Genomic DNA, 22,499 nt, shown 5'->3' on the forward strand with positions numbered 1-22,499 from the left:
TTGGGCAGCTTAGTAATCCTCTCCCGACCTGATGCCTAAGAACACCATACATTTTAATATATCGGAGCGTAAAGTATTATTACGGCTTTTTGATCTGGTTTCCATACTTTTTGTGCTGTATTTTGTGGGCAATACTTTTGCTTTCGACTACTTTTCAATCACCCAAGAAAACTGGAAGTGGATATTCGTTTTGGTCGTTTATATTTGGGGGTTTGGAACCATTTTTGAGCTTTACGATTTGCAGAAATCCAGTAAGTTTGAAAAGGTTTGGGTCAATATTTTACTTACCGCCTCCGTTACAGTGCTGTTTTACTTGTTGACCCCGTTTTTAACCCCAGTTTTACCAGAGAACCGCTTGCAAATTCTCTATTTTTTTCTATCAATTTTGCTTGCACTTTTTATTTGGCGTTTTGCATATATTAATTTCGTTACCTCACCTCGATTTTACAGAAAAGTACTGATAGTAGGTGAAACCTCAAACATTAAAACGATTTTAAAGACATTCAACGATGCAGACCCAAATTATAAGGTTGTTGGGTTTATTAATTGCGAAATCAACAAATCCGAAAAGGTTAGGTTTAAGGATTTGCGGGAGTATCATCCCAGGGAGATTTATGATGTTATTAAGGAAGAAAACATTTCGGAAATTGTGATTGCCACTTATAATTCCGAGAATATTACTTCGGATATTTACAGGGATTTGATAACACTATTGGAGGGTGGAGTACCCATTAAAGAATACACCCAGGTGTATGAGGAATTGACGCAAAGGGTTCCCGTTCAATTTGTTGGGAAGGATTTTTATAAATATTTCCCTTTTAGCCGAAGCAACCAAAACAAAATGTATCTCTTTTTTCACCGTTTTTTTGATATGTTGATTTCGTTGATAGGCCTAGTTTTCGGAATAGCACTATTACCGTTAGTGCTTTTGGGGAATCTTATTGCCAATCGTGGCCCGCTTTTTTATAATCAGGAACGTATCGGAAAAAATGGAAACCTATTTAAAATTATTAAATTTCGTACCATGGTTAGAAATGCGGAAATGGATGGGGCTGTTTGGGCAAAGAAAAACGATCATCGGATTACGCCTTTCGGCAGATTTATGCGAAATACCAGAATTGATGAAATACCACAGTTCGTTAATATTCTCAAGGGCGACATGAGTTTAATAGGGCCTCGGCCAGAGCGCCCTCATTTTGTGCGGGAGCTTTCCCAAATACTGCCTTTTTATGAAACACGGCATATTGTGAAACCCGGTTTAACCGGATGGGCCCAGGTAAAAACACGTTATGGCTCGTCTATAGATGATAGCTTGCTTAAACTTCAATATGATCTATATTACATCAAACATCGAAGTTTTGTACTAGACGTCAATATTTTCGTTAAAACTTTAAGTACGGTAATTTTTTTCCGAGGCCAGTAGCAAGTTTACGATTTACTGTAGTGACGTACCAAAAACAGGTAACGAACAAAAAGGGCAATCAAAAGGGGTATCAATCCAATAGCAAATACTTGCACCCCAATTAGCCAATGTAAAGTCAGCAGGCACAACAGAATTATTAGCAGCTTCAAATACTTGACAAACCAAGCGCGAGGTTTAGCTTGAAATAATTGAAAAACAGCAATCAAATTTAGAGCATTGGCCCATAACAAATTGTAATTTTGATGCGTGCCTTTGTGGTCGGTGGCGAACCATAATAATAGGATAATTACCCCGGCTAATCCGGTCAAAACAAATAAGATAATATCCAAAACTTTGGTCTGTCTTTTATTTTTGAAATCCTTATGGGTGATAAAAAGAATAATCAAGCTAAGAATACCAAATACGAAAAGAGGGCTAAATAGGAAGTTGGAGTCATCTGAAATTGGTTCTGGATCAAATAATACACGACTCTCTTTCACTAGAGGAACATCCGTATTTCCCAAAGTAGCCTTTTCAAAAAATCGATAGATATTTTCTGGTAAAAACATTTGTTGTTCGGGAGTGGCTTTTCTGTCGATTACGGCACCCAAAGCCAAATCAATTCCAAAACTTCCCCAGGAATTTCGGTTGACATTTTGATGAATAAGCTCTCTAAATGTAGCCTTCTTATAATCCTCGGGAATTTTGAATTGGATTGTTCTTTCCGTTGCTAAAATGGCTACGTCCTTGATCCGTGTTGCACAATTGTCAAAAAAGAATTCATACAGATAACGCCGGTTTTCTGGCATGTAATTTTCTAAAAGAAACTCATAGAGTTTTTGTTTTTCAGATGCCGAAAGATTTAAAACCTGCTCTTTTACGCTTCTGTTTTGTTGGGTGTAGGCATAAAAGAAATTATCAAAACGATCTACCCCGATAAGATAATTCAATTTCCCTTGGGCAAATTTTAGATAAAAATTGGGAGCATCAAAATCGTAAACCCCATAGTTGAATACCAAATCAAGACCCTTCGTTTTGTCCTTAATCCGTATGCCGCTGTGCCCGAATGCATCATTTAAGGATGTGCCTGGCCCTATCGTTAAAACACTTATCTCAGCTGTTTCTGATAGCTGTTGCGCTTGCGCGGATAAAAATAGAAATGAAAAAACTAAGAGTAATACCTTTCGCATTATCTAAAGATACTAAAATCGAGTTTTAGGGAAAATACATTAGAATACAGGGCTACACTTTGGTCGCCAATATCAGTAAATGCATAATCGATTTGAACGCCGCTATATTTAAATCCTACACCAAAACTAGGTTGGAAACTAAGCTGCTCAGAGTTATCAATCTGCAATTCATTTTGAAAATTACCAAGGCCACCACGCAAATATACCATATCAATATATCCAAATTCAAATCCTAAAGCAGGGTTAATACTCGCAAAGGACGATGAAAAAATATCGTTGTTTTCTTCAAAACGCACATTCAAATTCATGGAGGCCAACAAGGTATAATCGTAATGAAAGGTCATCAATTTTGAAATGCCGATTTGCAATTTAGGTATGGTAATTTCTGTAGTTTCCGGTAGTTCCTGATTTTGGCCCTCCACAGCGTCCCGTATTGTGGCAAACTCATTTTCATCAATGGCCCAGGCATTAAAAGTAGTAGTAATATCACGTGCCATCACTCCAAATTTCCAATCATTTCTGGTTTCAAATTGAATTCCGGCATCCAATCCAAATCCCCAAGATGAAGCAAAATCTCCGATGATCCTCCGAATTACTTTGGCATTAACACCATAACTGATACCATCGTGCAAAGCCAGCCGTCTGGCATATGAAAACGTTAAACCATAGTCTGCCGTAGAAAATAAGCTAATTCTATCGTAGTTAATATTGCCTTGTTCATCAATAAGTTGCGTAGTATTCAAAATGTCATCCACAGCAAATCGAATCAATGAGATTCCAATGGCACTTCTATCATCCAAAGGCATCGAGAAGGCGGCATAGTCATAATTGGCAATATTGGCAAAATAGCTGGAATGCATCAGTGCTAACTGGTTGTCCTCAATATGCACCAGCCCTGCGGGGTTCCAGTAGCCAGAATTTACATCCGCAGAATGTGCCGTTACGGCACTGCTCATGCCCAATGCGGCCGCATCCACACCAATATTCATAAACTCGTTGGAATATTTTCTAACGGTTTGACTAAAGATGGAGAGCGTTATTAAGCTAAATAATGCAGTTGTAAAATACCTCAATCGCAATTTTTTTGCAAAGATGCACATTATACCCTTTTTATCATAGCGTATCCTATAAAAACACCTTATTTATGCATTATGTTACAACGTAAAACGGTGAGATTTGTTGCGCACGTTCTTTATTTTAAAACACAAAAATTACAGGAAATGCCACAGAGTAAAATTGTTTGTTATTTTTACCAAAACATTTTTTATGAAACAATACATACCCAATGCACTGACCCTTCTTAATTTGTTTTGCGGGTGTATTGCTGTTATTTTTGCTGTGAACGACAATTTTGTAGTTGCCGCATTCTTCGTGTTTTTAGGAATATTTTTCGATTTTTTTGATGGATTTGCTGCAAGGAAATTGAAAGTGCAAAGTGAATTGGGGCTGCAACTGGATTCTCTGGCAGATGTGGTGACGAGTGGTTTGGTTCCGGGGATTGTAATGTATAAACTTTTGGAAATTGCTGACTTGGCTTGGGGAGAGGTAGATTTATCAAAATGTTTTGAAATTCCTTTGATGCCCTTCTGTGGGTTGGCAATTACTCTGGCCTCAGCCTACCGACTGGCAAAATTCAATATAGATTCTGAGCAGCAAAACTTTTTTAAAGGCTTGCCTACACCAGCTAATGCGCTGCTGATTCTGTCCTTGCCATTGATTCTAAAGTTTCAGGATAACGATACCATTAATGCCATCATTTTAAACAAATGGTTTTTAATTGGGCTGACCATTTTTAGTTGCTGGATTTTAACTTCAAATATTAAGCTCTTTGCCCTAAAGTTTAAGGACTACAGTTTTAAGACCAATGCCACACGTTATATTTTTATCATCTTGTGTTTGGTATTGCTTATCGTTTTGCATTTTGGAGCCATTCCTGTCATTATTTTGCTTTACATCGGTATGTCTGTTCTTGATAATTTAACCTCAAAATAAATTTAAATAAAGAATGGCATCAGGTTTTTTTGCTTTGCTGGATGATATTGCTGTTCTCATGGATGATGTAGTAGCCATGAGCAAAATTTCTACTAAGAAAACAGCCGGGATTTTGGGTGATGATTTGGCTGTGAATGCGGAAAAGGCTACGGGGTTTGTAGCCTCTAGGGAGCTCCCAGTGCTTTGGGCAATTACCAAAGGTTCTGCCTTAAATAAACTCATTATTTTACCCATAGCCTTTTTGCTAAGTGCTTTCGTTCCAATTGCTGTTATCGTGGCTTTGGTACTTGGCGGATTGTATTTGGCTTATGAAGGGGCTGAAAAAATTTATGAATTTTTATTTCACCGAAATCATAAGGACGAGTATAGAGTGTATGCCGATAAAGCCTTAACCAAAGAAGAACAGGAAATAGCCGAAAAGAAAAAAATAAAGTCGGCCATATTTACAGATTTTATATTATCTGTAGAAATCGTAATTATTGCGTTGGGAACAGTATTGGAAAAGCCAATTTTATTCCAAATATTGGTTGTTTCGATTGTGTGTGTAATTGCGACAGTCGGTGTTTATGGTATAGTAGCGCTTATCGTTAGAATGGATGATTTTGGATATAGGTTGCTGAAGATGAGCTCAAAGGAAAATGGCGTTTTGGCAACCCTTGGAAAGTTTTTGATTAGGGCGCTTCCATTAGTAATCAGAAGCCTTTCTGTAATAGGAACCATTGCCCTTATTTTAGTGGCAGGTGGTATTTTTGTCCATAACATTGAGCCTATACACCATTTTTTAGAAAGGTTTGCTCTTCCATCTATATTGGAAGAGTTTTTGGTTGGTTTGCTGGCGGGTTTTATTCTTTTGCCATTTGTTGACATGGTTAAGAAGATGTTCGCTAAAAAACGTTAGTGTTTTGGCGAACATGTCATTCTTCTTTGCCAGAACTCCCTTTTTTAGGAGAGCGTTTGGCTTTTTTTAAACTTTCGTTCAGCATCCATTCAATTTGGCCATTGGTACTGCGAAATTCATCCGCGGCCCATTTTTCAATAGCTTTAAGCATATCCTCATTTATGCGCAATGCAAAAGCCTTTTTCTTAGCCATTTTTAAGTCTTATTTGAATATTTTGCTAAAATAACATCTACATCACTTCTTCTTCGGGTTCCAATTAAAATCTTTTTATTGTCAACAAGTGTTAGTTGAATACCAATATTTCCAGATACGTTCACGGCTATTCCTTTTTCTCTTTTCCAAAAAAGACCTCCTTTTAATCCCCAACCGCCATATTCCGACAGGGCGTCATACGTTCTGGTTTCTGCACTTTTGATAGTTTTCCAAGGTATGATTTTCATTTTTAAGTGAAACGGAAAAAATTGATAGTGTATACCGATGTCGTCAATTCGTGTTTTCAATTTGAATAGAAAAATTAATCCGTTGCCCGCCATGATTAAGGTAGTCGCAATTGTAAAGTTAATGATATTCATTTTTTGGTCCAGAAAAGCTCTATAAATGAGTACTAAAGGAACTATCGAGAAAACCACTAATAAAATTATAAGCCAAGTTTGGGTGAAGCGTTGCTCTTCTTTGAAAATTCTCATTTTGTTTACTGATTTAAAGTTCCAGTGTTTAAAACAGGTGAAGCATCTTTATCTCCACACAGTATTACCATCAAGTTACTGACCATGGCTGCCTTGCGTTCTTCATCTAAATCCACAATCTCCTTTTTGCCCAATTCTTCAAGGGCCATTTCCACCATGCTTACAGCCCCTTCAACAATTTTGTGGCGTGCTGCAACAATGGCCGTAGCCTGTTGTCTCTTTAGCATTGCATTAGCAATTTCCTGAGCGTAGGCCAAATATCCGATTCGTGCCTCAAGAACTTCAATACCAGCAATGGACAAGCGTTCGTCGATTTCTTTTTCCAGTGTGGCACTTACCTCGTTTACGCTAGACCTTAATGTAATATCTTCCGTATGGCCTTCGTCGGCAAAATTATCATAGGGGTACATGCTGGCCAATTTTCGAACTGCGGCATCTGTTTGTACACGCACAAAATTTTCGTAGTTGTCCACATCAAACGCGGCCTTGTAAGTGTCCTGCACACGCCAAACAAGAATGGTACTAATCATGATGGGGTTGCCAAGTTTATCGTTCACTTTTAGGCGTTCGCTGTCAAAATTACTGGCTCTGAGGGAAATTTTCTTTTTGGAATAAAACGGATTCACCCAGAAAAAGCCATTTTTATTTATGGTACCTACATATTCCCCAAAGAGCAAAAGCACTCTGGAATTGTTGGGTTGTACCATTATAAACCCTTTTACAATGAGGATGGCTAGAATAATGCCAATCACAAAAAGTACCTGACCAGTAGTTAAAATCAAGGCAACACTTCCCAAAAGCAGGATTAGGAAAACAAATAACATTAGATATCCATTGGCCGGGGTGATTATTTTTTCTTCTTTCATGATATAAAGATTTAAAATGATATTAAAATGATATCATAAAGATATAATTAAATTTCCAATAATAGTACTGATTTTCAGAATATTTTCAATTGTGATTCCAAAAAAAAGACAAAAATGGGTGCGAATGCATCAAAAAGTATTGTGCACGATTGCCTATTTTTAGTAACTAAAATGATAAAAAATGGATTTCTGCCTTACTTCGACCTCGCTCAGTAACCCAGTCAAGAATGACAGAAATGTTTAATGAGACATGGGTTAGTCCCGAATCTTCTTCTTTCGTAACTCGAAGTTTTGGCCTAAATATACTTTACGCACCATGGCGTCGTTGGCCAGTTCCTCAGGTTCTCCGGCTTTAAGGATGCTGCCTTCAAACATCAAATAGGTTCTGTCTGTAATCGCCAAAGTTTCCTGTACATTGTGGTCCGTAATCAGGATGCCGATATTCTTTTTGGTGAGTTGCGCAACGATACGCTGTATGTCTTCCACGGCAACAGGGTCAACCCCGGCAAAGGGTTCGTCCAAAAGGATAAAGTTAGGGTCGGTAGCTAAGGCACGAGCAATTTCGGTGCGGCGTCGTTCCCCTCCTGAAAGCAGGTCGCCACGGCTTTTACGGATATGCCCTAAACCGAATTCTTCGATTAAGGATTCCATTTTTAGGCGTTGTTCCTTTTTACTCAATTTCGTAAGTTGCAGCACGCTTAAGATATTATCCTCAATACTTAATTTCCTGAATACAGAAGCCTCTTGCGCCAAATACCCAATTCCGTTTTGTGCACGTTTGTACATGGGGTAGGTGGTAATTTCGGTATTATCCAAAAAGATATGGCCACCGTTAGGTTTGATGAGTCCAACAATCATGTAAAATGATGTGGTTTTCCCGGCTCCGTTAGGCCCTAGAAGCCCCACAATTTCGCCTTGATTTACCTCAAGGGATACATCTTTTACGACTTGTCGTCCGCTGTAGGACTTCATCAAATTTTCAGCTCTTAGAATCATGGGTGCAATTACGGAAATTTTAATTAATTGTGGAAATTGTAATGGGCGTATAACGTTTTGTTAACGGTTTTTGTTGTTAGGCAATTGACGGATTGCCTGTAGGCTTGGGTAAACCCTATGCCTTGGGGGGTGCCCGCGTTAGGGATTGAAGCGGTAGCTTTTGGCGAGGGGCGCATCGAGCCAAAACTATAAGCGGAAAGCCCGACCCTCCCGATAGTTATCGGGAGTGGGTAACGCCCAAAAAATCTAACTGTTCTCCTTTTCTCGTCGCTTTTGATTGCGCAGCACGATTTTTGAAATATAAATGCTGATTTGGTACAAAATGATGATGGGGATAGCAACAATTACCTGACTTGCTACATCCGGAGGTGTGATAATTGCGGCCAAAATAAGTACTACAACTAGCGCATATTTTCTGTAGGTTTTTAAAATTTCCGGGGTAACGATGCCCACTTTTGTTAGGAAATAAATGATGATGGGCAATTCAAAAATAAGCCCCGAAGCGAGAACTGAGGCACGAATTAGGCCAATGTAACTATTTAGGTCAAAATCGTTATGTACCCTGTCCGCCACGGAATAGGTGCCCAAAAAATTAATGGACAGCGGGCAGATAATATAGTACCCAAACAAAACGCCGATAAAAAATAAAAGTGATGAAACCACGATAAATCCACGCGAATATTTACGCTCATTTGCATGCATGGCTGGGCTGATAAATTTCCAGAGCTCGTAAATGATGTAAGGAAAGGCGGTTATAAAGCCAAAGGTTATTGACGTCCAAATGTGAGCGGAAAACTGCCCGGCCATGGTGCGACTTTGCACTTCAAAATCAAATTCGGTATTACAAAAACTTTCAAATCCTAAAAGTTGTGAGGCTTTGCAGAGAATATCGTAAGTCAAAAAATCTGGTTTTGATGGCCCAAAAATTAGCACTTCAAAAATAAAACCTTTTAATAGAAATGCTACAGTTGCAGCGATGATTACCGCCACGACACATCGGATCAAATGCCATCGCAACTCTTCCAGGTGGTCCAAAAAGGACATTTCGTTCACATTCTTCTTCGCCATTATATAATACCTTCTTTTACCAAATCATGTAAATGGACTACCCCACCGTATTTACCATTGTCCTCAACCAAAATTTGGGAAATGCCATTGTCTTCCATAACTTCTTTGGCGTCAATTGCCAGGGCATCTGAGGAGATGCGTTTTGGGTTTTTGCTCATGATATCTTTGGCCTTCAGCGATGAGAAATCATCAGTTCTGCTTAACATTCTACGTAAATCACCATCAGTAATTACCCCGACGATGCTTCCGTTTTCCAGAACAGCAGTAACCCCAAGCAATTTTTCGGATATTTCAACGATTACATCCTTTATACTGGCATTGGCATTAACCTGCGGCTTTCGGTTTACCGATGCAATGTCGTTTACTCTTAAATATAGCTTTTTACCCAAGGAACCACCCGGGTGGTATTTCGCAAAATCGTTACTGGAAAACCCACGTTTTTCTAAAAGACAGACCGCTAGCGCATCCCCAATTACTATTTGTGCCGTAGTACTTGTGGTTGGAGCCAAATTATTTGGGCAGGCTTCTTTTTCAACAAAGGCGTTCAAAACATGGTCGGCCTGTTGTCCAAGGAAAGATGCCACATTTCCGGTGATGGCAATCATCTTATTTTCGGCCATTTTTATCAACGGGACGAGTACTTTAATTTCTGGTGTATTCCCACTTTTTGAAATACAAATCACAACGTCATCCTCCAAAATCAAACCTAGGTCGCCGTGAATGGCATCGGCGGCATGCATAAAAATGGATGGGGTTCCCGTAGAATTCAAAGTGGCCACAATTTTTTGTGCGATGATGGCGCTTTTGCCAACCCCAGTGATGATCACCCGTCCTTTGGAATTAAAAATCAACTCCACCGCATCTGCGAAATCGTCATCTAAAAGTGTTGCTAAATTTGAAATCGCTTTGCTCTCCATGTCAATGGTTTGCCTTGCTGTTTCAATAATTCTCGATTTGTTGTTCAAATTTATTGTTTTTATTGTGTTAGCACTTTTAAAGAAATTGTTATCTTTAGTGTCAGCCAACTTAAGAAATTATCGTAAATTCAAAAATTCGATACAAAACTAACGAAAAAATGAAAGAGGGCTCTCCTAAGTAAAGGCTAAATTTGTCGTATCTAGGATTGAGGTATTAGTTAATTAATTTATAGATTTCATGTCAATTGCGAAAGCTGACCTGCAAGGTGCCCTAAAAACCTATTTTGGGTTTAACACGTTCAAAGGACTGCAAGAAAGTGTTATTAAAAGTATCTTAGATGGTAACCATACGTTTGTGATTATGCCCACCGGGGGTGGTAAATCTCTTTGTTATCAACTGCCGGCGTTAATGCAGGAAGGAACTGCCATCGTGGTTTCACCATTAATTGCCCTTATGAAAAATCAAGTGGATGCCATTCGAGGCGTTTCCAATGAAGAAGGCATTGCCCATGTATTAAATTCCTCACTTAATAAAACAGAGGTAAAACGGGTAAAAGAAGATATAGTAAGTAAAAAAACCAAATTGTTATACGTAGCTCCAGAATCCCTCACCAAAGAGGAAAATGTAGAGTTCCTGCGCTCTGTGAAAATATCGTTTATGGCGATAGATGAAGCGCATTGTATTAGCGAATGGGGACACGATTTTAGACCAGAATACCGAAACTTACGTCATATTATCGGCCGTATTGGGGATAATATTCCAATTATTGGATTGACTGCAACAGCCACTCCAAAGGTTCAAGAGGATATCATTAAGAATTTGGGTATTTCTGGAGCAAAGACGTTTAAGGCATCTTTTAACCGACCGAACTTATATTACGAAGTGCGTCCAAAAACGAAGAATGTAGATGTAGATATCATTCGTTTTGTGAAGCAGAATGAAGGCAAGTCGGGTATTGTGTATTGTTTAAGCCGAAAACGTGTAGAGGAATTGGCTCAGGTACTGCAAGTAAACGGTGTTAAGGCTGTGCCTTACCACGCTGGTTTGGACGCCAAATCGAGGTCTAGCCATCAGGATATGTTTTTGATGGAGGATATAGATGTTGTAGTGGCCACAATTGCCTTTGGAATGGGTATCGATAAACCCGATGTGCGGTTTGTGATACACCATGACATTCCTAAAAGTATTGAAAGTTATTATCAGGAAACCGGGCGTGCCGGTCGTGATGGTGGTGAAGGGCATTGTTTGGCGTTTTACTCCTATAAGGATATTGAAAAGCTTGAGAAGTTTATGTCGGGAAAGCCCGTGGCCGAACAGGAAATTGGGCATGCATTGCTACAGGAAATGGTGGCTTTTGCTGAAACTTCTATTTCAAGGCGAAAGTTTATTTTGCACTATTTCGGCGAAGAATTCGATAATGCAACAGGTGAGGGCGGCGATATGGATGATAATGTCCGCCACCCCAAAAAGAAAACCGAGGCCAAGGATAACGCAAAATTCCTTTTGGAAACCGTTGACAATACCAATGAAAAATACAAATCGAAGGATTTGGTAAATGTGATTATCGGAAAAGAAAATGCATTAATCAACTCGCATAAAACCAACGAACAGCCATTTTTTGGAAAAGGAAAACAGGAAGAAGACAAATATTGGATGGCACTATTGCGCCAGCTATTGGTAGCCGGTTATCTCCGAAAAGATATCGAAACTTATGGTGTCATTAAATTGACGGCTGAAGGCAAAGATTTTATTAAAAGGCCAACATCCTTTATGATGACAGAAGACCATGTGTTTGATGACAATCAAGATGATAGCGGGATTATTACGGCTTCAAAAGTTGGAGGTGGCGTTGCCGATGAAAAGTTGATGAATATGCTCAAGGATTTGCGCAAAAAGAATGCGAAAAAATTGGGCGTACCGCCGTTTGTGATTTTTCAAGACCCTTCTCTGGAGGATATGGCTTTAAAGTACCCAGTATCGCTTTCTGAATTGAGCAACGTTCATGGGGTAGGTGATGGTAAAGCGAAAAAGTACGGAAAAGATTTTGTTGCCCTTATTGCCAATTATGTTGAGGAAAATGATATTGTTCGCCCTGACGATTTGGTGGTAAAATCTACAGGCAGTAATTCTGCCAATAAATTGTACATCATTCAAAATGTAGACCGAAAATTACCGCTTGATGATATTGCTTCCTCCAAAGGCATGAGTATGGAAGAGTTTATCAAGGAAATGGAGGTGATTGTGTTTTCAGGAACCAAGCTCAACATCAATTATTGGATTGATGAAATTTTGGACGAGGACCAACAGGAAGAAATCCACGACTATTTTATGGAATCCGAAACCGACAGCATAGACGATGCCATTGATGAGTTTGATGGCGATTATGATGATGAGGAACTGCGCTTGTACCGCATTAAGTTTATTAGCGAGGTGGCTAATTAGTTCTGAGTCGCAGGCGCGGTTTTTCAGTTTCAAGTTTCAGGTTTATGGTTTCAATTTCTCGGCGAAACTCTATTAAATCTCCGTGTGACTCTGCGGAATAGCTAGTTTGTGATAATCTATAATATCCGTGTCCTTCAAACTTTCAAATGTTCGAACAATATCCATTTTTCTTCCTACTTCCAGCTTCAAACTTCAAACTTAGTTTCCTATATTTGCACCTCATTAAAAATCAGAAACATGCAAGACGGATTATACGCGAAATTCAATACATCAAAGGGCGAAATATTGGTCGCTTTAGAATATAAAAAAACACCAGGAACGGTGGGCAACTTTGTGGCTTTGGCCGAGGGTAATTTAGAGAATTCGGTTAAGCCTCAGGGACAACCGTACTACGATGGTTTAAAATTCCACAGGGTGATTCCAGATTTTATGATTCAAGGCGGATGCCCTAACGGAACTGGAGCCGGCGGACCAGGTTATCAATTTGACGACGAGTTTCATTCAGAATTAAAACACGATGGTCCAGGCGTATTGTCTATGGCAAATGCTGGTCCGGGAACAAACGGAAGCCAGTTCTTTATCACACACATAGAAACCCCATGGTTGGACAACAACCACACCGTTTTTGGAAAGGTGGAACACGGACAGGAAGTGGTGGACGCCATTGCGCAAGGCGATGCTATTGATAGCATTGAAATTGTAAGAGAAGGTGCGGAGGCTGAAGCATTTAATGCTGTTGAAGCATTTAGAACCTTTGAAGGCTCCCGTGAAAAAAGATTAGCTGAAGAAAAGGCGAAACAAGAATCTGAACTAGAAAAAGTAGCCACTGGTTTTGAAAAAACAGATAGCGGTCTGCGTTACCAAATCATTCAAAAAGGTGAAGGTGTAAAGGCGGAAAAAGGAAAAACCGTTTCCGTGCACTATAAAGGCCAATTGATTGACGGTACAGTATTCGATTCTTCGTATAAGAGAAACGAACCCATTGATTTTCCATTAGGTGTTGGTCAAGTGATTCCAGGTTGGGATGAAGGTATCGGCTTATTAAATGTTGGCGACAAGGCACGTTTGGTGATTCCAAGTCATTTGGCTTACGGAAGTCGTGGTGCAGGAGGTGTTATTCCGCCGGATGCCAATTTGATTTTCGATGTGGAGTTGATGGATGTAAAATAAGCAGAGAACAACTTTGTTTCAAAGTCTGTGAATCGCTTATTCTGAATGGAGTCGAAGGATCTTTTAAAAAGTCAATCAAAATATACAAAAGCACTCTATGGAGTGCTTTTTTTATACAAAAAGTTAACATGACGTTTAAATATTTGCTTTGTCGAAAATTTTTTATCGGCTCGTTGCTTACGCATAGTTTTGCCTTGTGACTAGCGTAAAACATACCGAATACTATTCCCAAATATTAAAGGAACTCAATTATCCATTTGGGGACATTTATATATTTAAAGGTTTTGTCGTTTCAGAGATTAAGCAGGGAGTTACGGTAAGTTGGAAAAAACACGCCAAACATTTTGTACAGGATATTGCGTATTATTTGGGTACTGATGGAAAGGATGTTGTATATATTTCCAACCGCATCCATTCGTATTCTGTAAAGGCTGTGGATTGGTTGCAATTTTTTAAAAGTGATTACGGTATGAAAGCGTATGCCGTGGTTTCCGATAGCCCTATGGGCAAGATGAATGTCATGGTAGAGAACCTCTTTTTCGACAACAAGATTAAAAGCTTCAATTCGCTGTATGATGCCATAAATTGGGCCAAAAAAGACTTGGAGAAAGTGGCTTAATCTACAAATTAATACTTATTTTAGAATCACATTTTAAAACTTACACTTGTGGACTCTAAAGCACTAGAACAGCTAAAATACCCCATTGGAAAATTTGATTGTCCCGATCAAATTACTGAAGTACATATTGCAGAATGGATTTCTATCTTGGAAAAGTTCCCCATTCGATTGGAAGCCTTGGTGAAACACCTTTCTAAAGAACAATTGGAAACGCCTTATAGACCTGGAGGTTGGACAATCAGGCAAACCGTCCACCATATTTCGGATAGCCATCACCATAGCTACTCGCGTTTTAAATGGGCATTAACAGAGGAAAAGCCTTTAATAAAAGCCTATTTTGAAGATCGCTGGGCTGAGCTTTCAGATAGCAAAGGAGACCCAATTCAAATGTCTATTGAGCATTTAAAAGCCATTCATTATAAGCTTGTGAACTTGCTGAAAAGCATGAGTGAAGATGATTTCAAAAGAAGTTTCATTCATCCAGAAACCAATAGCGAAGTATTTTTGGACTACAATTTAGGGAATTATGCCTGGCATAGCAATCACCATTATGCCCACATCGAAAATGTGATCAAGCAAAAAGGTTGGGCTTAAAATGATTCGCCCTTTGCAAATAGACGATGCCAAGGTATTGCTTGATATCTACAATTATTATGTGTTGCATTCCACTGCTACTTTTGATATTGAACCTTTGACCATTGCAGTATTCAAAGAAAAAATAAACCGCATTAATGCCGATTATCCCTTTATTGTTTATGAAGAAAACAATGAGATTTTAGGTTATGCCTATGGGAGTAGGTTCAGACCCAAACCTGCGTATGATTATGTGGTAGAATCCACAGTTTATGTGAAACATGATTGCCACGGGAAGCAGATTGGCACAAAGTTGTATTCTGAATTATTGAAACTACTTAGGCAAATGAACCTGCATACGGTTTTAGGTGTGCTTACCGTTCCCAACGATGCCAGTATTAAGCTACATGAAAAGTTTGGTTTCAGGCAAGTGGCTGAATTACAGGAAGTTGGAATGAAATTTGGCGAATGGCAAAATATTGGGATTTGGCAGTTAAAACTGAATTAAACCTTCCATTTAATATTACAGCCAATACTCGGTTTTTGAGTTGCCATATTTTCCTTGCCATCAATCAAACAATCCAAAGCCTGTCGCAAATCCTTGCCCGTAAGCGGTAAATCATTTCCAGGTCGGGAATCGTCCAATTGGCCTCGGTACACCAATTTTAAATGAGCATCAAATAAATAAAGGTCGGGGGTACAGGCGGCATCGTAGGCTTTTGCAACTTCTTGTGTTTCATCATAAAGATAAGGAAAAGGATAGCCTTCGGTTTTGGCATGCGCTTTCATTTTATCTGGTCCGTCCTGCGGATAATTTTCAGCGTCGTTACTGGAAATAGCAATAAATTGAATGCCTTTCGTTTGATATTCATTAGCGATCGCAACCAATTCAGAATTAACGTGAATTACGAAAGGGCAGTGGTTGCAAATAAACATAATCACAGTACCCTTTTCACCCTTGACGTCTTTAAGGTTTAAATTGTTATGAGAAACCGTATCCAGTAATGAAAAATCTGGTGCTTTAGTGCCAAGTGGCAACATATTTGAAGGGGTTCTTGCCATTTTTTTAGAGTTTGCTCAAATGTCGTAATAATTTGTATTTTTAAAAAATGAGCGATGCTATTTCTTTTGAAGATTTTACCAAAGTGGATTTACGGGTGGGCACAATCATTAAAGTGAATGATTTTCCTGAAGCACGAAATCCAGCCTATCAGCTTACGATTGATTTTGGGGATTTGGGAATTAAAAAATCCTCTGCCCAAATCACAACGCGTTATGCCAAAGAAGATTTGTTGCAACGACAAATCATAGCCGTAGTAAACTTTCCTAAGAAACAGATTGCCAATTTTCAGAGTGAATGTCTGGTTTTGGGAGCAGTAGATGATAAAGACGTCATTCTTTTAAATCCCGAAACTAAAGTAAAAAACGGAACTGCGGTCAACTAAAAAACGGGTACAAAAAAACCGTTGCAAAGCAACGGTTCTATATCTAATTTCAATTTGTTTTAAATATCGTCGAAATCCACGTCTGTAAAACTCTCTGTGGATTTTACCTCTTCGGTAGTTTCAGTTTCTGAGGAAGGCGTTTCATATTCTTTTTTGAAATCCTTTTGATGACGTTCGCTAATCACCTCATCTCCTTTTTCCCGGATAATGTAATCAGTCATTTCAGCTAAAATCTCTCTGAATTCCGCAAAATCTTCTTTGTAAATATAGATTTTGTGCTTTTTGTAGTGGTAAGATCCATCATCGTTAGTAAACTTTTTACTTTCCGTAATGGTCAAATAATAATCCTCTGCTTTTGTCGCTCTTACATCAAAAAAATAGGTGCGTCTTCCTGCCCTTAATACCTTCGAAAAAATTTCCTCTTGCTCCATCATGCCATAGTTGTTCATTGTAGTTTCAATATAATTTAATAGTGCTTGCGCACATCAAAAATCTAAAAAAAAGACAAACTAACCAACATTTTTTGAAGTTTCTTTTTGGAATCTTGATTTTTGTTGCATAAAATGAAAAAAAGGAAATCTTGTATCAAACTTTATGTTCTTCGGCTTCGCTCAACTGTTTTAGGTACAAATCCTTGTAGTAGCCTTCCGAATTGACAAGGGCCTCGTGGGTGCCTTTTTGAATGATTTCACCATTGTCCAAAACAATGATTTTATCCGCATTTTTAGCCGAAGAAACACGATGGCTAACGATAACTGTCGTTTTATTTTTAGAAATTTTAAAGAGATTTTTCAGGATTTTCTCTTCAGTTTCGGTATCCACGGCAGAAAGGCAATCGTCAAACAAAAGAATCTTTGGCGATTTTATGATAGCCCGTGCTATGGAAACCCGTTGCTTCTGTCCGCCCGAAAGTGTAATGCCCCGTTCACCCAAAACCGTGTCATAACCTTTGTTGAATTTCACGATGTTTTTATGAACCTGTGCATTTTTTGCGGCCGTAATTACTTCTTCATCCGTAGCATCTTCTTTTCCGAATTTTATGTTGTTTTTAATCGAATCCGAAAATAAAAATGCATCCTGTGGTACGTATCCGATATTTTCCCGTAGGTCGTTCAAATTGTGCTGTTCAATAATAATTCCGTTCACTTGAATATTTCCTTTATCCACATCGTAGAGTCTCCCAATCAAGTCTAAAATTGTAGATTTTCCTGAACCTGTTTTACCCAAAATGGCCAAGGTTTCCCCTTCTTTAATTTCAAAAGAAACACCTTTTAGGGCTTGGATATTGGTGTCATCATAGGTGAAATATACATTATCGAATGTGATATCCCCCGTAACTTCGGTGTGGCCGTCCACCAAATTTTTTATTTCAGGCTCTATTTTTAAAAATTCGTTTATACGCTTTTGCGAAGCTTCCGCCTGTTGTACAATAGAGGTGACCCAACCCACTGTAGCCACGGGCCAGGTGAGCATATTCACATAAATAATAAATTCAGCAATGGTGCCCAGACTATCAATTTTTCCATTGATGTATTGCATGCCCCCAATGTATATCACCAAAAGGTTACTGGCTCCGATGAGTAAAATCATCATAGGGAAAAAGAGTGCCTGCACGCTCACCAAATGCAACTGTTTTTCTTTGCTAGTCGTTGAAAGCGCATCAAAATCTTCAGCCGTTTTAGGTTCGATGCCGTAGGCCTTTATTACGGAAATACCACTGAAAGACTCCTGTGTAAACGTGCTCAATTTGGATAAGTATTCCTGAACAACAGTACTGCGCTTGTGAATTTCCTTGCTCAATCGGTATATAATCACCGAAAGAATAGGCAACGGAAGGATGGTATAAAGCGTTAATGTTGGTGCCTGATTGAACATGTATGCTAACACAATCACAAACAAAGTCAAGGTATTGATGCTATACATAATGGCAGGGCCGGCGTACATTCTTACCCGCCCTACGTCCTCACTGATGCGATTCATCAAATCGCCCGTACGGTTCTTTTTGTAAAAGTTTAGTGAGAGCTTTTGGTACTGTTCGTAAATCTCATTTTTTAAGTCGTATTCGATATATCGGGACACATTAATAATTGTTTGCCTCATAAAAAAAGTTAAAACTCCGGCAATAATGGCAGAGCCGATAATGTATAGTATGGCTTCCAATAATTCCCCCCTTATGGCCGTTTCACTAAGGTTACCCTCGTTTTCAATAATTTCAATAATCCGGCCGACATATCGAGGACTTACCATCAAAAAAATCTTTGCGGTAATGGTGATAATCACACCAATAATCAAATGGGTTTTGTATTTGAGGAAGTATTTATTTAAATGCCTGAGCTCTTTCACCTGAAATCAAAAAATGTTCGGCAAAGATAAGCCAATAAAATCACAAAGCCTTTTATAGAAGTGCACTTTGCTGTTAAATAATCCCTAAACATTTCACTCCAACAAAACTTGAAATTTGAATCGGTTTTAGGAAAATAGTTTTATTTTTGCCAGCGTAAAAAAGCAATAAAACACAACCTACGTTTTAACTTAAGTTCTTTGTCATGATGCTAAACCGACGACATATCCGCGTAAAAGTAATGCAGACCATTTACGCTTTTAATGGAAGCGAAAGTGATGATTTAAGCAAGGATGAAAAATTCCTGCTGTTTAGTATCGACAATATGTACAATCTTTATTTGTTGCTAATTTCCCTATTGCTGGAACTGCAGAAAAGAGCGGAGGCGGATCTTCAGAAAAAACAAAAAAAGCATCTGGCAACTTCCGAAGACAAAAATCCTAATAGGAAGTTTGTGAACAATCAAATCTTTCAAAAGATGCAATCCAATACGGAATTGCAAGAGCTCATTGACAATAATAAAATGATAAATTGGGAACTGGACAGCGAGTATGTCGGTATCATTTACAAAGCGATTATCAGTAGTGAATTGTATGCCGATTATATGCAAACCAGAGTATCCGACTTTAAAGAAGACAAGGATTTCTTCATTGATATGTTCAAGGAGATTATTGCGCCCAATGAGAAATTGTACGAGTATATTGAGGACAAGAATTTAACGTGGCTGGACGACCTACCTACGGTGAATACCACAATTTTAAAAATGCTCAGAAAATTGAAACCGACTACGCCTGATACCCATTTTACGCCAGAATTGTATAAAGATATGGATGATAGACAATTTGCCATTGATTTGTTCAGAAAAACGATTTTGAATAGTGCCTCCATCAATATTGAAATCGAGCAAAAAACCAAAAACTGGGATGCCGACCGTATTGCCAATTTAGATTACGTACTGCTTCAAATGGGGATTTCGGAATTGCAACATTTTCCGTCCATTCCTGTAAAAGTGACGATTAACGAGTATCTGGAAATTGCCAAGGAATATTCCACACCAAAAAGTAGCATCTTTATCAACGGTATTTTGGATAAGTTGGTGAAGGAGTACAAAAACGATGGGAAATTAAACAAAGTAGGGCGTGGGTTGATTTAGTATCGTTTCCTGTTAAGAAAGCCATAAAAGTTTTTAAACCATCAAAATATTTAAAACGAATTCCGAGGCGCTATGCGTTGAGGTTTCCATTGATACTGTCATTCCCGTGAATCCCGATAGCTATCGGGAGGGAATCTAAATAAAAAATTTCCGTTTGACATAAGGTTAAAATGAAATAACGAAATACTTATGTAGCATAGATATAAGGATAGTTCCTTTCAAGAAATTTTTTATTATTTTTGCGCACCAAAGCACTTAAAAACATTACTATCATGAAAAAAATAATTTTAGGACTTAGTACTTTATGTATGGTGGCCTTTACGTCCTGTAAAGAGGATGCCAGTAAAAAAATTGACGATACCAAAGTAGCCGAAGCTGCGGCGAGAGATGAAGTAGCTTCAAAATTCCCTGTACTGGAATTTGATAAAAAAGAGCACGATTTTGGTGAAATAGAAGCTAAAACTCCTGTTGAAACCGTTTTTAAATATAAAAATACTGGTGAAGCACCATTGGTGATTACCAACATCAAAAGTTCATGCGGATGTACAGTGCCTCAAGATTGGAGCAGAGAACCGTTGTCTCCAGGAGGTGAAGGTCAATTTACAGTAAAGTTTAATGGTAGTGGTACCAACAAAGTATCAAAAACCATAACGGTGACCGCCAACACTGAAAAAGGGACTGAAACCGTAAAAATCACGGCGTTTGTAAAGCCAGACCCAAATAAAGCACAGCCTGCTGCAAAAAGCTAAATAAAGAATTATGGGAGAAGGATTCGGCAGTTTATTGCCATTTGTATTGATGTTTGTGGTGATTTATTTCTTTATGATTGCACCTCAAATGAAGCGCGCAAAAAAGGAAAAGAAATTTGCCGCTGAATTAAAAAAAGGCGATAGAGTAATTACCAAGAGCGGATTACACGGCAAGATTGCAGAGTTAAACGACAAGGATAACAGTTGTGTGATTGAAACCATGGCTGGAAAATTGAAGTTTGACCGTTCTGCGATTTCTATGGAAATGAGCACAAAGCTTAACGCACCTGCGAAATAATAAATATCTTTTTAGATGAAATGAAGGCTTCCAATTTGGGAGCCTTTTTTATTTGTCATTCAGAGCAAAGCGAAGAATCTTAACCGCTACTTACGCGATTCTGAAATAAGACTTCGTCCCGAAAGCTTTCGAGAGTGCTCAGTCTGACAGTCTAGAGTGACAGGAAGTTTAGTGCTTTTAACAATTCTTATACTTATCATGTAGCCCAGCACCCTGGATAATCATTGGAATAATTTTTTCCAAACGAGATTGTTTTGTGGCCTCCCGTTTGGCAGAACTGATATGCTCGCAGTATTCCCGTTGCTTGTGGTTGGAAAGATTTTCGAAACTAGATTTTAATTCTGGGTTTTCTTTAAAAGCTTGTTGCAATTCTTCGGGAATAACGACGGACTTTTTGCGCCTATCCGGTTTTACTTCCTTTCCCAGCTTTTGATTTTCAATGGCCTCTTTTACATAAGCTAATACGACATTTTTATCAATATCGGCAATGGACTCAAAACGCATTTGGCGCATGGCTTTGGTTTTGCCCTCTTGGGCATTGGAAAGCAAATTTTGCTCATCTTTTAAAAACACCCCGTTAAAAAACCAAATGCCGAAATGGTTCTTAAATGCCCCTAAACTCACCACGTTTTTGTTGTTGAGGGTGTATACTGGAAAGCTCCATTTGATGGTTTCTTCCAGTTCGGTGGATAGCATTGTATTCCGTAATAAAGTCAACGCCTCACTAAAATGTGGGTTTTCTTCAAGGTATTCTTCTACAGAGTGGATTTTTTTCAATTACGAGTTTTGTTAATGTATTATTTATGATTTGTAGCTCGTTTCAGCACTTAATTTAACAAATAAAAATCAAAATACTATTCTGATTAGGTTATTCTTAATTAAGATATTAGGAAAGAGACTAATTGTCTATGCTACTAATGAGAATTTATTTAGATGAGAAACATAGGCAGTCAAGAGCCGTATACCAAAAATTAGCTAACTTTCATGCGTTAATCAATCGAATAATTATTATGTTTACATAACTGCTAACCGATAAAATAAATGAGAAAGGCGCTTTGCATCATTTTGAATATTGTTTTTATAATTCCTGCTATAGGTCAGACAATAAAAACCAGCTCTGGAGATATTTCTGTTTTAGCTGGCGAAAAAGAACTATCCGTTTCTTTTGGGTATGATAATATGCAGGTGCACGGTTATCAATCAGAGTCTGATTTTATAAAAGATAAGGTTCGAATTAGAGAAGAGCATAATCCTGGCTCGGGAGAAAGATTTGAAGGTTCTTGGTTTGCAGATAGAGATACTGTATATGCGCCATTATTTATTGAACACTTAAACAATAAATTGCCTGAAAAAAGAAAAATTAATGTTTCGATAAACAATCCTAAAGCGAAGTACAATTTACATGTTCAAACATTATGGGTTTACCCGGGATATAATGTTGGTTTTACACAGCCAGCCAAGATAGATGTCGTCCTTAAATTATATGAAATGGCTAATCCGGAAAACATTATTTGGGAATCACAATCACCACTACGGATAAAGGCTAAAACTGCTCCTTATAAGAGGGAGCTGAGGATTGGAGCCGCATATAGTTCATTAGCTACGAGTATGTCGTGGTTATTGAAAAAAAAGGCCAAGTAAAATAGAAAAATTCAAAGTGAACTCGATTATTTATTAAAGTTCAAAGCTCAA

At 38.4% G+C, this 22,499-nt stretch carries 25 protein-coding genes; 13 read left to right on the forward strand and 12 right to left on the reverse strand.

The genetic code is table 11. The features are described 5' to 3' along the window. The first annotated feature begins 31 nt into the window (after positions 1 to 31). The gene (locus H7U19_RS05145; RefSeq protein ID WP_186559655.1) at positions 32 to 1,423 is read left to right on the forward strand and encodes a sugar transferase; all 1,392 of its coding nucleotides are present in this window, start codon (positions 32 to 34) and stop codon (positions 1,421 to 1,423) included. Between the two features lie 5 nt (positions 1,424 to 1,428). Here H7U19_RS05145 and H7U19_RS05150 read toward each other — a convergent pair whose 3' ends face one another. Continuing rightward, the gene (locus H7U19_RS05150; RefSeq protein WP_186559657.1) at positions 1,429 to 2,592 is read right to left on the reverse strand and encodes a lipoprotein N-acyltransferase Lnb domain-containing protein; all 1,164 of its coding nucleotides are present in this window, start codon (positions 2,590 to 2,592) and stop codon (positions 1,429 to 1,431) included. After that, positions 2,592 to 3,665, reverse strand: coding sequence for a putative type IX sorting system protein PorV2 (locus tag H7U19_RS05155; protein WP_484496850.1), 1,074 nt, complete (start codon positions 3,663 to 3,665; stop codon positions 2,592 to 2,594). Before H7U19_RS05155 ends, H7U19_RS05150 begins: the two co-directional genes overlap by 1 nt. A 193-nt stretch (positions 3,666 to 3,858) precedes the next feature. Between H7U19_RS05155 and H7U19_RS05160 the strand changes: the two genes are divergently transcribed. Then, positions 3,859 to 4,584 (forward strand): CDP-alcohol phosphatidyltransferase family protein, encoded by a 726-nt coding sequence (locus H7U19_RS05160; protein ID WP_186559661.1) that lies wholly within the window; start codon positions 3,859 to 3,861, stop codon positions 4,582 to 4,584. Positions 4,585 to 4,597: 13 nt separating this feature from the next. Beyond that, complete coding sequence (locus H7U19_RS05165; RefSeq protein ID WP_186559663.1) at positions 4,598 to 5,482, forward strand: DUF808 domain-containing protein; 885 nt, start codon at positions 4,598 to 4,600, stop codon at positions 5,480 to 5,482. Positions 5,483 to 5,498: 16 nt separating this feature from the next. Here H7U19_RS05165 and H7U19_RS05170 read toward each other — a convergent pair whose 3' ends face one another. From H7U19_RS05170 to H7U19_RS05195, 6 genes are all read right to left on the reverse strand, one after another. Beyond that, positions 5,499 to 5,675, reverse strand: coding sequence for a type II toxin-antitoxin system antitoxin (locus H7U19_RS05170; RefSeq protein WP_186559665.1), 177 nt, complete (start codon positions 5,673 to 5,675; stop codon positions 5,499 to 5,501). A 2-nt stretch (positions 5,676 to 5,677) separates the two neighbouring features. Next, positions 5,678 to 6,169 (reverse strand): hypothetical protein, encoded by a 492-nt coding sequence (locus H7U19_RS05175; RefSeq protein WP_186559667.1) that lies wholly within the window; start codon positions 6,167 to 6,169, stop codon positions 5,678 to 5,680. Positions 6,170 to 6,174: 5 nt separating this feature from the next. Then, positions 6,175 to 7,035 (reverse strand): SPFH domain-containing protein, encoded by an 861-nt coding sequence (locus H7U19_RS05180; protein WP_186559669.1) that lies wholly within the window; start codon positions 7,033 to 7,035, stop codon positions 6,175 to 6,177. Positions 7,036 to 7,290: 255 nt separating this feature from the next. After that, positions 7,291 to 8,031 carry an LPS export ABC transporter ATP-binding protein gene (lptB, locus tag H7U19_RS05185; RefSeq protein ID WP_186559671.1) on the reverse strand — a complete coding sequence of 247 codons (741 nt, stop codon included), beginning with the start codon at positions 8,029 to 8,031 and terminating at the stop codon, positions 7,291 to 7,293. 246 nt (positions 8,032 to 8,277) lie between these two features. Next, on the reverse strand, positions 8,278 to 9,099 hold the full coding sequence (gene tatC, locus H7U19_RS05190; RefSeq protein WP_186559673.1) for a twin-arginine translocase subunit TatC: 822 nt from the start codon (positions 9,097 to 9,099) through the stop codon (positions 8,278 to 8,280). After that, a complete protein-coding gene (locus tag H7U19_RS05195; protein WP_186559914.1) occupies positions 9,099 to 10,016 on the reverse strand; it encodes a KpsF/GutQ family sugar-phosphate isomerase in 918 nt (305 codons plus the stop codon). Before H7U19_RS05195 ends, tatC begins: the two co-directional genes overlap by 1 nt. Before the next feature lie 238 nt (positions 10,017 to 10,254). On the opposite strand from H7U19_RS05195, the gene recQ reads away from it, so the two are divergent. The 5 genes from recQ (at position 10,255) to H7U19_RS05220 (ending at position 15,329) form a co-directional block, all read left to right on the forward strand. Further along, complete coding sequence (gene recQ, locus H7U19_RS05200; RefSeq protein ID WP_186559675.1) at positions 10,255 to 12,459, forward strand: DNA helicase RecQ; 2,205 nt, start codon at positions 10,255 to 10,257, stop codon at positions 12,457 to 12,459. Between the two features lie 237 nt (positions 12,460 to 12,696). Then, positions 12,697 to 13,629: a peptidylprolyl isomerase gene (locus H7U19_RS05205; protein WP_186559677.1), complete on the forward strand. Its 933-nt coding sequence runs from the start codon at positions 12,697 to 12,699 to the stop codon at positions 13,627 to 13,629. Positions 13,630 to 13,825: 196 nt separating this feature from the next. Then, the gene (locus tag H7U19_RS05210; protein ID WP_186559679.1) at positions 13,826 to 14,248 is read left to right on the forward strand and encodes a hypothetical protein; all 423 of its coding nucleotides are present in this window, start codon (positions 13,826 to 13,828) and stop codon (positions 14,246 to 14,248) included. A 48-nt stretch (positions 14,249 to 14,296) separates the two neighbouring features. Further along, positions 14,297 to 14,842: a YfiT family bacillithiol transferase gene (locus H7U19_RS05215; protein WP_186559681.1), complete on the forward strand. Its 546-nt coding sequence runs from the start codon at positions 14,297 to 14,299 to the stop codon at positions 14,840 to 14,842. A gap of 1 nt (position 14,843) precedes the next feature. Beyond that, on the forward strand, positions 14,844 to 15,329 hold the full coding sequence (locus H7U19_RS05220) for a GNAT family N-acetyltransferase (protein WP_186559683.1): 486 nt from the start codon (positions 14,844 to 14,846) through the stop codon (positions 15,327 to 15,329). On the opposite strand, the gene H7U19_RS05225 is transcribed toward H7U19_RS05220, so the two are convergent. Beyond that, positions 15,326 to 15,883 carry a thioredoxin family protein gene (locus H7U19_RS05225; RefSeq protein ID WP_186559686.1) on the reverse strand — a complete coding sequence of 186 codons (558 nt, stop codon included), beginning with the start codon at positions 15,881 to 15,883 and terminating at the stop codon, positions 15,326 to 15,328. The genes H7U19_RS05220 and H7U19_RS05225 overlap by 4 nt on opposite strands. A 47-nt stretch (positions 15,884 to 15,930) precedes the next feature. Between H7U19_RS05225 and H7U19_RS05230 the strand changes: the two genes are divergently transcribed. Beyond that, positions 15,931 to 16,266 carry a tRNA-binding protein gene (locus H7U19_RS05230; RefSeq protein ID WP_186559688.1) on the forward strand — a complete coding sequence of 112 codons (336 nt, stop codon included), beginning with the start codon at positions 15,931 to 15,933 and terminating at the stop codon, positions 16,264 to 16,266. Between the two features lie 59 nt (positions 16,267 to 16,325). Here H7U19_RS05230 and H7U19_RS05235 read toward each other — a convergent pair whose 3' ends face one another. Then, the gene (locus H7U19_RS05235) at positions 16,326 to 16,715 is read right to left on the reverse strand and encodes a PUR family DNA/RNA-binding protein (RefSeq protein ID WP_186559690.1); all 390 of its coding nucleotides are present in this window, start codon (positions 16,713 to 16,715) and stop codon (positions 16,326 to 16,328) included. Between the two features lie 136 nt (positions 16,716 to 16,851). Continuing rightward, the gene (locus H7U19_RS05240; RefSeq protein ID WP_186559692.1) at positions 16,852 to 18,609 is read right to left on the reverse strand and encodes an ABC transporter transmembrane domain-containing protein; all 1,758 of its coding nucleotides are present in this window, start codon (positions 18,607 to 18,609) and stop codon (positions 16,852 to 16,854) included. Positions 18,610 to 18,812: 203 nt separating this feature from the next. Here H7U19_RS05240 and nusB point away from each other — a divergent pair, with 203 nt between their 5' ends. The 3 genes from nusB to yajC all read left to right on the forward strand — a co-directional run bounded on the left by nusB (position 18,813) and on the right by yajC (position 20,807). Continuing rightward, a complete protein-coding gene (gene nusB, locus H7U19_RS05245) occupies positions 18,813 to 19,760 on the forward strand; it encodes a transcription antitermination factor NusB (RefSeq protein ID WP_246454596.1) in 948 nt (315 codons plus the stop codon). A gap of 272 nt (positions 19,761 to 20,032) precedes the next feature. Continuing rightward, positions 20,033 to 20,509: a DUF1573 domain-containing protein gene (locus H7U19_RS05250; RefSeq protein ID WP_186559694.1), complete on the forward strand. Its 477-nt coding sequence runs from the start codon at positions 20,033 to 20,035 to the stop codon at positions 20,507 to 20,509. A gap of 10 nt (positions 20,510 to 20,519) precedes the next feature. After that, complete coding sequence (gene yajC, locus H7U19_RS05255) at positions 20,520 to 20,807, forward strand: preprotein translocase subunit YajC (RefSeq protein WP_186559696.1); 288 nt, start codon at positions 20,520 to 20,522, stop codon at positions 20,805 to 20,807. 177 nt (positions 20,808 to 20,984) lie between these two features. Here yajC and H7U19_RS05260 read toward each other — a convergent pair whose 3' ends face one another. Beyond that, on the reverse strand, positions 20,985 to 21,584 hold the full coding sequence (locus tag H7U19_RS05260) for a YdeI/OmpD-associated family protein (protein WP_186559698.1): 600 nt from the start codon (positions 21,582 to 21,584) through the stop codon (positions 20,985 to 20,987). A gap of 264 nt (positions 21,585 to 21,848) precedes the next feature. On the opposite strand from H7U19_RS05260, the gene H7U19_RS05265 reads away from it, so the two are divergent. Next, on the forward strand, positions 21,849 to 22,448 hold the full coding sequence (locus H7U19_RS05265) for a hypothetical protein (protein ID WP_186559700.1): 600 nt from the start codon (positions 21,849 to 21,851) through the stop codon (positions 22,446 to 22,448). Positions 22,449 to 22,499 lie beyond the last annotated feature (51 nt).

Origin of the sequence: Hyunsoonleella aquatilis (genome assembly GCF_014270105.1) — a bacterium.
Classification (GTDB): Bacteria; Bacteroidota; Bacteroidia; order Flavobacteriales; family Flavobacteriaceae; genus Jejuia; species Jejuia aquatilis.

Bases quoted from the DNA above. Each gene is read 5' to 3' on its own strand.
- H7U19_RS05170 (WP_186559665.1), bottom strand. From the start codon at position 5,675: ATGGCTAAGAAAAAGGCTTTTGCATTGCGCATAAATGAGGATATGCTT.
- H7U19_RS05175 (WP_186559667.1), bottom strand. From the start codon at position 6,169: ATGAGAATTTTCAAAGAAGAGCAACGCTTCACCCAAACTTGGCTTATA.
- lptB (WP_186559671.1), bottom strand. From the start codon at position 8,031: ATGATTCTAAGAGCTGAAAATTTGATGAAGTCCTACAGCGGACGACAA.
- nusB (WP_246454596.1), top strand. From the start codon at position 18,813: ATGATGCTAAACCGACGACATATCCGCGTAAAAGTAATGCAGACCATT.
- H7U19_RS05220 (WP_186559683.1), top strand. From the start codon at position 14,844: ATGATTCGCCCTTTGCAAATAGACGATGCCAAGGTATTGCTTGATATC.
- H7U19_RS05150 (WP_186559657.1), bottom strand. From the start codon at position 2,592: ATGCGAAAGGTATTACTCTTAGTTTTTTCATTTCTATTTTTATCCGCG.
- H7U19_RS05235 (WP_186559690.1), bottom strand. From the start codon at position 16,715: ATGAACAACTATGGCATGATGGAGCAAGAGGAAATTTTTTCGAAGGTA.
- H7U19_RS05265 (WP_186559700.1), top strand. From the start codon at position 21,849: ATGAGAAAGGCGCTTTGCATCATTTTGAATATTGTTTTTATAATTCCT.
- H7U19_RS05205 (WP_186559677.1), top strand. From the start codon at position 12,697: ATGCAAGACGGATTATACGCGAAATTCAATACATCAAAGGGCGAAATA.
- recQ (WP_186559675.1), top strand. From the start codon at position 10,255: ATGTCAATTGCGAAAGCTGACCTGCAAGGTGCCCTAAAAACCTATTTT.
- H7U19_RS05195 (WP_186559914.1), bottom strand. From the start codon at position 10,016: ATGGAGAGCAAAGCGATTTCAAATTTAGCAACACTTTTAGATGACGAT.
- H7U19_RS05225 (WP_186559686.1), bottom strand. From the start codon at position 15,883: ATGGCAAGAACCCCTTCAAATATGTTGCCACTTGGCACTAAAGCACCA.
- H7U19_RS05230 (WP_186559688.1), top strand. From the start codon at position 15,931: ATGAGCGATGCTATTTCTTTTGAAGATTTTACCAAAGTGGATTTACGG.
- H7U19_RS05250 (WP_186559694.1), top strand. From the start codon at position 20,033: ATGAAAAAAATAATTTTAGGACTTAGTACTTTATGTATGGTGGCCTTT.
- H7U19_RS05180 (WP_186559669.1), bottom strand. From the start codon at position 7,035: ATGAAAGAAGAAAAAATAATCACCCCGGCCAATGGATATCTAATGTTA.
- H7U19_RS05145 (WP_186559655.1), top strand. From the start codon at position 32: ATGCCTAAGAACACCATACATTTTAATATATCGGAGCGTAAAGTATTA.
- H7U19_RS05160 (WP_186559661.1), top strand. From the start codon at position 3,859: ATGAAACAATACATACCCAATGCACTGACCCTTCTTAATTTGTTTTGC.
- yajC (WP_186559696.1), top strand. From the start codon at position 20,520: ATGGGAGAAGGATTCGGCAGTTTATTGCCATTTGTATTGATGTTTGTG.
- H7U19_RS05165 (WP_186559663.1), top strand. From the start codon at position 4,598: ATGGCATCAGGTTTTTTTGCTTTGCTGGATGATATTGCTGTTCTCATG.
- tatC (WP_186559673.1), bottom strand. From the start codon at position 9,099: ATGGCGAAGAAGAATGTGAACGAAATGTCCTTTTTGGACCACCTGGAA.